This is a genomic window from Streptomyces kebangsaanensis, assembly GCF_001906585.1.
In the GTDB taxonomy this organism is placed as follows: domain Bacteria; phylum Actinomycetota; class Actinomycetes; order Streptomycetales; family Streptomycetaceae; genus Streptomyces; species Streptomyces kebangsaanensis.
Genome location: NZ_JUJA01000167.1, coordinates 95,410 through 102,390, shown reverse-complemented (window position 1 = coordinate 102,390; position 6,981 = coordinate 95,410). Strand labels below are relative to the sequence as shown.

Genomic DNA, 6,981 nt, shown 5'->3' with positions numbered 1-6,981 from the left:
CCCGCCACGTCGGGGTTCTCGGTCCGCTCCTCGCGCTGCGACCAGAACAGGGCGATCCGGCGCCGCTCGCGCACCGCGCCGCGGATGCGGGTACGGGCCAGGTTCGCGACCACCCCGCGCGCGTACGCCACCGGGTGGTCCGCCGCGCGCACCCGGTCCCAGCGGTGCCACAGCGCCAGCAGGGCGTCGGCAGCCAGGTCGTCCGCCGCGTCCGCCTCGCCCGTCAACAGATGGGCCAGCCGGGCCAGTTCGGCATGGTGGCGTTCGAAGAAGGCGTGGAACTCCACGGAGGCGGCGTCGTCGAGGACTGTCCCCACGGTCTACCTCTCACAGCAGCTCCCGACGTCGAACAGGCGTGCGCCGGGTACAGATCCCGGAACTTTATCAGCGTCCGTCCGGAGCCTCGAACGCCGTATGACAGGCCGAACTCCCAGTCTGCGCCTACCCCTTGGCGGCCCGCAGCGTCAGCACCACCTCGTCGATCTCCTCGCCCCGCGCCTGCGCGAACCCCCTGGCCCGCGCGGACTCCCGGAAGCCGCACTTGTGCAGCACCCGCAGCGAGCCCGCGTTGTCCGCCGCAGCGCGCGCGTACAGCGGGCGTTCGGGGACCTCGGCCAGCAGGGCGCGCAGCGCGGCCGTGGCGATGCCCCGGCCCCAGTAGGCGCGGTCCACCCAGTAGGTGACCTCCCGCTCGCCCGGCTCGCCGTAGACGGCGGCGCTGCCGACCACGTCACCGTCCGCCAGGATCGTGCGCAGCACGTCGGACGAGGCGCGCAGCCTGCGCCAGTGCGCCTCGAAGGCGTCGTGGTCGGCCGGGTCCTTCGGGGTGAAGGCGGCCATCCGCAGGGACTCCGGGTCGTTCATCTGACGGAAGAACACCGGCAGATCACTGTCGTGGACTTCGCGGAGCACGACGTTCATGGCTCACAGCCTCCGGGTGGCGAGCATCAGGCGGTCACGGGCGTCGAACAGGGCATCCTTCACCGTCTGCTCGTGCGCGGGCGTCAGGCGCGCCACGGGGATCGAACAGCTGACCGCGTCCCGGGCCGGGGTGCGGTACGGGATCGCCACGCCGAAGCAGCGCAGGCCGAGGGTGTTCTCCTCGCGGTCGACGGCGTAGCCCTGCTCGCGGATCCGGTGCAGCTCCTCGATGAGCTTCTCGCGGTCGGTGACGGTGTGCTCGGTCAGCGCGGGCAGCGTCTCGGGGAGCATCGTGCGCACCTGCTCGTCCGTGTACGTGCTCAGCAGCGCCTTGCCGAGCGAGGTGGAGTGGGCGGGCAGCCGGCGGCCCACCCGGGTGAAGGGACGCAGGTAGTGCTGCGACTGGCGGGTGGCCAGGTAGACGACGTTCGTACCGTCCAGACGGGCGAGGTGGATCGTCTCGGTGGTGTCGTCGGACAGCCGGTCCAGCGTCGGGCGGGNCGGGCCGCCGCCACCACCTCGTCGCCGTCGATGTAGGAGGTGCCGACGAGCAGCGCGCGCACGCCGATGCCGTAGCGCGTGCCGGTGGCGTCGGTCTCCACCCAGCCCAGCTCGACGAGCGTGCGCAGCAGCATGTACAGGCTGGACTTGGGATAGCCGACGGCCTCCTGGACCTCGGCCAGGGAGTGCATGCCGGGCCGGCCGGCGAAGTACTCGAGCAACTCCACGGTCCGCACCGCCGACTTGACCTGCGCCCCGCCGCCTGCCTCGCCTGCCGACATCGTCCTTGACCCCTTCGTTCGACGAGAAGCTGCAGTTATAGTCTCACCGTATTCATCATCAGAGACAGTGTTCAGCATATCGAACGCCCTGGTGGATGACCCGAATACGGCCGACCGGGCCGACCGTAGGGACCGGTCGGATACTGCGGCAAGACATGTGGAGGGATCCGCGGTGGCAGCACCAGTCTGGAGTGTCGACCCCCGTACCGGAAAGCAGCGGGAACAGGTCGCGGTGGAGGCCACGGCCCAGGAGGTGGACACCGCCGTACGCGCCGCCCACGAGGCGCGCGGCGCGCTCGCCGACCGGACCGTGCGCGCGGCCTTCCTGCGCACCGCCGCCGACCGGCTCGAAGCGGCCCGGGACCAGCTCGTCGAGGCCGCCGACGCCGAGACCGCGCTCGGCCCGGTCCGGCTCACCGGGGAACTGGCCCGGACCTGCTACCAGTTGCGGGCCTTCGCGGACATCGTCGACGAGGGCGCCTTCCTCGACGTGATCATCAACCACCCCGACGACACCGCGACCCCGCCGATCCCGGACCTGCGCCGCCACAAGGTGCCGCTCGGCGTCGTCGCCGTCTACGCCGCCTCCAACTTCCCCTTCGCCTTCTCCGTCGCCGGCGGCGACACCGCGAGCGCGCTGGGCGCCGGCTGCCCGGTCGTCGTCAAGGCACACCCCGACCACCCGGCGCTGTCCGAGCTGGTCGCCAGGGTGCTGCGGGGCGCCGCCGCGCAGCACGGCGTCCCCGAGGGCGTGATCGGCCTCGTCCACGGCTTCGAGGCGGGCATCGAACTCGTCAGGCACCCGCTGGTCGCCGCGGCCGGCTTCACCGGCTCCGTACGCGGCGGCCGGGCCCTGTTCGACGCCGCCGCCGCGCGGCCGGTGCCGATCCCCTTCCACGGCGAGCTGGGCTCGCTCAACCCGGTGCTCGTCACCGAGGCGGCGGCAGCCGAACGGGCGGAGGCCATCGGGGCCGGCCTGGCCGGCTCGATGACGATGGGCGTCGGGCAGTTCTGCGTCAAGCCCGGCCTGGTGCTGGTGCCGTCCGGGGCGTCGGGCGACGCCCTGGTCAAGTCGCTCACCGACGCCGTCAGCGACACCGACCCGGGCGTCCTGCTCGACCACCGGATGCGCGACAACTTCCTCGCCGGCATCGCCGAGCGCACCGGACTGCCCGGCGTCGACTCCCCGGTCACCCCCGGCGCGGGCGGCGAGCACACGGTCAGCGCGGGCTTCCTGACGGTCCCGGCCGGGAAGCTGGCCGGCGAGGGGGCCCACGACGTGCTCCTGGAGGAGTGCTTCGGACCGGTCACCGTGGTGGCCCGCTACGAGGACGAGGCCGAGGCCACGGCCGTCCTGTCCCGCCTCCCCGGCAACCTCACCGCGACCGTGCAGCTGTCCACCGAGGAGGCGGCCGGTGAAGGGCGCGGCGCCGAACTGCTCGCCGAGCTGACCCCGCTCGCCGGACGCGTCCTCGTCAACGGCTGGCCGACCGGCGTCGCGGTGGCCCCCGCCCAGCACCACGGCGGCCCCTACCCGGCGACGACATCCACGTCCACCTCCGTGGGCGGGACGGCGATCGAACGCTGGATGCGCCCGGTGGCGTACCAGAACGCCCCGGAAGCCCTCCTCCCGCCCGAGCTGCGCGACGACAACCCCCTCGGCCTGCCCCGCCGCTTCAACGGCCGCCTGGAGCGCTGAACCGGCCGCACGGAACCGAACCGCCGGGCGTCCGCGTCCTCCCTCGCATGATCGACAACAGTGTGCGCGGACGCCTGGTGATCCGTACGGCCGTGCCCGCCGAGGCGGAGGCCGTCGCCGGCCTGATGGTGCGTGCGCGGTCCACCTACTACCCGGACGGCATCCCGGAGGCCGACGCCGACTGGACCACCAGATGGCGCCAGGCCATCGAGAACCCCGACGCGCACGTCCTGTGCGCCGTCGACCAGGGCCGCATCGTCGGCATGGCCTCCTTCCGCACCCCGCCGGACAGCGCCGCGGACACGGTCGTGCTGTTCCAGTTCCACGTCGACCCCGACCGCTGGCGCTCCGGCATCGGCACGGCCCTGCACACGGCCTGCGCCGAGCAGTGGCGGACCGACGGCAAGCGGACCGCCGTCCTGGAGGTCCACGCGGGCAACCACCGCGCCCAGCGCTTCTACACCCGCCAGGGCTGGATCCCGGACCCGGAGCACCCGCCCGCCGAAGGCGACCACCACCTGCGCCTGCGGTACGCGGTGACCGGGGAATGAAACAGGCTGCTTGAACGTTCACGGACTCGGCGGAGGGGTCTCCCTCCGTTTCCGTACGAACGGGAGAGAACCGAGAGCATGCGCGTCGAGATCTGGTCGGACATCGCCTGTCCCTGGTGCTACGTGGGAAAGGCGCGCTTCGACAAGGCGCTCGCGGACTTCCCGCACCGTGATCAGGTCGAGGTGGTGCACCGCTCCTTCGAGCTGGACCCGCACCGGGCCAAGGACGACATCCAGCCGGTCCTCACCATGCTCACCGAGAAGTACGGCATGAGCGAGGCGCAGGCGCGGGCCGGTGAGGAGAACCTGGGGCAGCAGGCCGCCGCCGAGGGGCTCGCGTACCGCACCCGGGGCCGCGACCACGGCAACACCTTCGACATGCACCGCCTGCTCCACCTGGCCAAGGAGCACGGCCGGCAGAGCGAACTGCTGGACGCGCTGTACCGGGCGAACTTCGCCGAGGAGCGGTCCGTCTTCGCCGAGGGCCACGAACGGCTGGTGGAACTGGCCGTCTCCGCCGGGCTCGACGCCGACGGGGCCCGCGAGGTGCTCGCCGACCCCGACGCCTACGCCGACGAGGTCCGCGCCGACGAGCGGGAGGCCGCGCAGCTCGGCGCCACCGGGGTGCCGTTCTTCGTGCTCGACCGCACGTACGGCGTCTCCGGCGCCCAGCCCGCCGAGGTCTTCACCCGAGCACTCACCCAGGCCTGGGGCGAGCGCTCGCCCCTCACCCTCCTCCAGGGCGGCGACGGGGACGCGGACGCCTGCGGACCGGACGGATGCGCGGTGCCGCACAGCTGAGACCGGCACGTCCGCCCAGGTCGGCGCGGATGCATAAGCGGCGCTTGGGCGTACCGCACAGAAATACGCGATGGACTGCGACCGCACCGGGCCGCACAGTGGTGCCATGGAGACCTTCGAGAGCCTCGTCCGTGCCGAGTTCGCCCCGAAGAACACCTACCTCGACACCGCGTCCCTCGGGCTGCTCCCGGCCCGTACGGTGCGGGCCCTGCGCACCGCCGTGGACGCGGCCGCCACCGGCCGGCCGACCGACATGTTCGCCGACGTGGAGGCCGCCCGCGCCTCCTTCGCCCGGCTGATGGGGGTCCCCGGCCGCCGCGTGGCGGCCGGCGCCTCGGTGGCCGTGTACACCGGGCTGATAGCCGCCGCACTGCCCGAGGGGGCCGAAGTCCTCACCCCCGAGGGTGACTTCAGCTCCCTCGTGAACCCCTTCCACGTCCGCCGCGACCTGAAGGTGCGCAGCGTCCCGCTGGAACAGCTCGCCGAGGCGGTACGGCCCGGCACGGCGCTGGTCGTGGTGAGCGCCGCGCAGTCGTCCGACGGCCGGATCGCCGACCTGCCCGCGATCCGCGCGGCCGCGCGCGAGCACGGCGCCCGCACCTACGTCGACGCCTCCCAGGCCGCGGGCTGGCTGGACCTCGACGCGGATGCCCACGACTACGTCTCCGCCGTCGCCTTCAAGTGGCTCCTGTGCCCGAGGGGCGTGGCCTTCCTGGTCGTCCCCGACGACCTCGGCGGTCTCAGCCCGCTGTTCGCCGGCTGGGTGGCGGGGGAGCGCCCCTGGGACAGCTGCTACGGCCCCGTCGAGGAACTCGCCCACTCCGCACGGCGGTTCGACGAGAGCCCCGCGCTCTTCTCCTACACCGGCGGTCGGCGCTCGCTGGAGCTCGTCGAGGAACTGGGCGTGGGCGCCGTACGCGCCCACGACCTCGCCCTCGCCGAACGGTTCCGCACCGGACTGGCCTCGCTCGGGCACGAGCCGGTGCCCGCGCCCGGCTCCCCGATCGTCTCCGTGCCCGGACTCGGCCACCGGCAGAGCGAGTTGAGCGATGCCGGCATCGAACTCTCCGCCCGCGCGGGCAACCTGCGGGCCGCCTTCCACCTCTACAACACGCCAGCGGACGTCGACCGCCTGCTGGACGTACTGGCCGGCTGAGGGCCCGCGACGGCAGCGACGACAGCGGGCCGGGGCCTCCCGTCCCACACGAGAAGGCCCCGGCCCGGCGGTCACGGCGTGCTCACTTCACGGGGGTGAAATCCCTCGCCCCGATGCCGTGTATTCCGGGGGGCGACCCCCGGACCCCCGGCCGACTCCGGCTCACCGCACGGGGGTGAAATCCCTCGCCCCGATGCCGTGTCTTCCGGGGGGCGACCCCCGGACCCCCGGCCGACTCCGGCTCACCGCACGGGGGTGAAATCCCTCGCCCCGATGCCGTGTCTTCCGGGGGCGACCCCCGGACCCCCGGCCGACTCCGGCTCACCGCACGGGAGTGAAATCCCTCGCCCCGATGCTGTGTCTTCCGGGGGGCGACCCCCGGACCCCCGGCCGGCTCCGGCTCACCGCACGGGAGTGAAATCCCTCGCCCCGATGAACTCGGGCCGCCGCACCGGCGCCGCGAACGGCTCCACCGCCGTGTTCTCCACGCTGTTGAACACGATGAACACGTTGCTGCGCGGGAACGGCGTGATGTTGTCGCCGGAACCGTGCATGCAGTTGCAGTCGAACCAGGTCGCGGAACCGGCCCGGCCCGTGAACAGCTTGATGCCGTGGTCCGAGGCCATCCGCGTCAGCGCCTCGTCGGACGGCGTGCCCGCGTCCTGCATCTGCAGCGACTTCTTGTAGTTGTCCTTCGGCGTGGCCCCCGCACAACCGAGGAACGTCCTGTGCGACCCCGGCATGATCATCAGGCCGCCGTTGGTGTCGAGGTTCTCGGTCAGCGCGATCGAGACGGACACCGTCCGCATGTTCGGCAGACCGTCCTCGGCGTGCCAGGTCTCGAAGTCCGAGTGCCAGTAGAAGCCGCTGGCCCCGAAGCCCGGCTTGACGTTGATCCGCGACTGGTGGACGTACACGTCCGAGCCGAGGATCTGCCGCGCCCGGCCGACGACGCGCTCGTCGCGCACCAGGTTCGCGAACACCTCGCTGATCCTGTGCACTTCGAAGACCGAGCGGATCTCCTTGGACGTCGGCTCGACGATCGAGCGCTCGTCGGCCCGGATCGCCGGG

Annotated in this window: 7 protein-coding genes and 2 pseudogenes; 4 read left to right on the top strand and 5 right to left on the bottom strand. The window is 72.7% G+C overall.

What is annotated here, in order from left to right; translation table 11 throughout:
• The 4 genes and pseudogenes from RH94_RS45645 to RH94_RS45635 all read right to left on the bottom strand — a co-directional run.
• Nucleotides 1-317, bottom strand: a 317-nt coding sequence (locus RH94_RS45645; protein WP_267893418.1) for a sigma factor, incomplete at its 3' end; no start/stop codon positions are given.
• A 124-nt stretch (nucleotides 318-441) separates the two neighbouring features.
• Nucleotides 442-921 (bottom strand): GNAT family N-acetyltransferase, encoded by a 480-nt coding sequence (locus RH94_RS35240; RefSeq protein ID WP_073952368.1) that lies wholly within the window; start codon nucleotides 919-921, stop codon nucleotides 442-444.
• Nucleotides 922-924: 3 nt separating this feature from the next.
• Nucleotides 925-1,421: pseudogene (locus RH94_RS45640) on the bottom strand (IclR family transcriptional regulator); the annotation flags it as partial.
• A 1-nt stretch (nucleotide 1,422) separates the two neighbouring features.
• Nucleotides 1,423-1,703 (bottom strand): helix-turn-helix domain-containing protein (locus RH94_RS45635; protein WP_234426268.1); only part of this gene is annotated, 281 nt, incomplete at its 3' end.
• A 172-nt stretch (nucleotides 1,704-1,875) separates the two neighbouring features.
• Between RH94_RS45635 and RH94_RS35230 the strand changes: the two genes are divergently transcribed.
• From RH94_RS35230 to RH94_RS35215, 4 genes are all read left to right on the top strand, one after another.
• Complete coding sequence (locus RH94_RS35230) at nucleotides 1,876-3,402, top strand: aldehyde dehydrogenase (NADP(+)) (protein WP_073952367.1); 1,527 nt, start codon at nucleotides 1,876-1,878, stop codon at nucleotides 3,400-3,402.
• Between the two features lie 47 nt (nucleotides 3,403-3,449).
• A complete protein-coding gene (locus RH94_RS35225; RefSeq protein WP_199881128.1) occupies nucleotides 3,450-3,953 on the top strand; it encodes a GNAT family N-acetyltransferase in 504 nt (167 codons plus the stop codon).
• Between the two features lie 78 nt (nucleotides 3,954-4,031).
• Nucleotides 4,032-4,754 carry a DsbA family oxidoreductase gene (locus tag RH94_RS35220; protein WP_073952366.1) on the top strand — a complete coding sequence of 241 codons (723 nt, stop codon included), beginning with the start codon at nucleotides 4,032-4,034 and terminating at the stop codon, nucleotides 4,752-4,754.
• A 106-nt stretch (nucleotides 4,755-4,860) separates the two neighbouring features.
• Nucleotides 4,861-5,910, top strand: coding sequence for an aminotransferase class V-fold PLP-dependent enzyme (locus tag RH94_RS35215; protein WP_073952365.1), 1,050 nt, complete (start codon nucleotides 4,861-4,863; stop codon nucleotides 5,908-5,910).
• Nucleotides 5,911-6,311: 401 nt separating this feature from the next.
• On the opposite strand, the pseudogene thpD reads toward RH94_RS35215, so the two are convergent.
• Nucleotides 6,312-6,981, bottom strand: a pseudogene (gene thpD, locus RH94_RS35210) (ectoine hydroxylase); the annotation flags it as partial.

Bases quoted from the DNA above. Each gene is read 5' to 3' on its own strand.
- RH94_RS35240 (WP_073952368.1), bottom strand. From the start codon at position 921: ATGAACGTCGTGCTCCGCGAAGTCCACGACAGTGATCTGCCGGTGTTC.
- RH94_RS35225 (WP_199881128.1), top strand. From the start codon at position 3,450: ATGATCGACAACAGTGTGCGCGGACGCCTGGTGATCCGTACGGCCGTG.
- RH94_RS35220 (WP_073952366.1), top strand. From the start codon at position 4,032: ATGCGCGTCGAGATCTGGTCGGACATCGCCTGTCCCTGGTGCTACGTG.
- RH94_RS35215 (WP_073952365.1), top strand. From the start codon at position 4,861: ATGGAGACCTTCGAGAGCCTCGTCCGTGCCGAGTTCGCCCCGAAGAAC.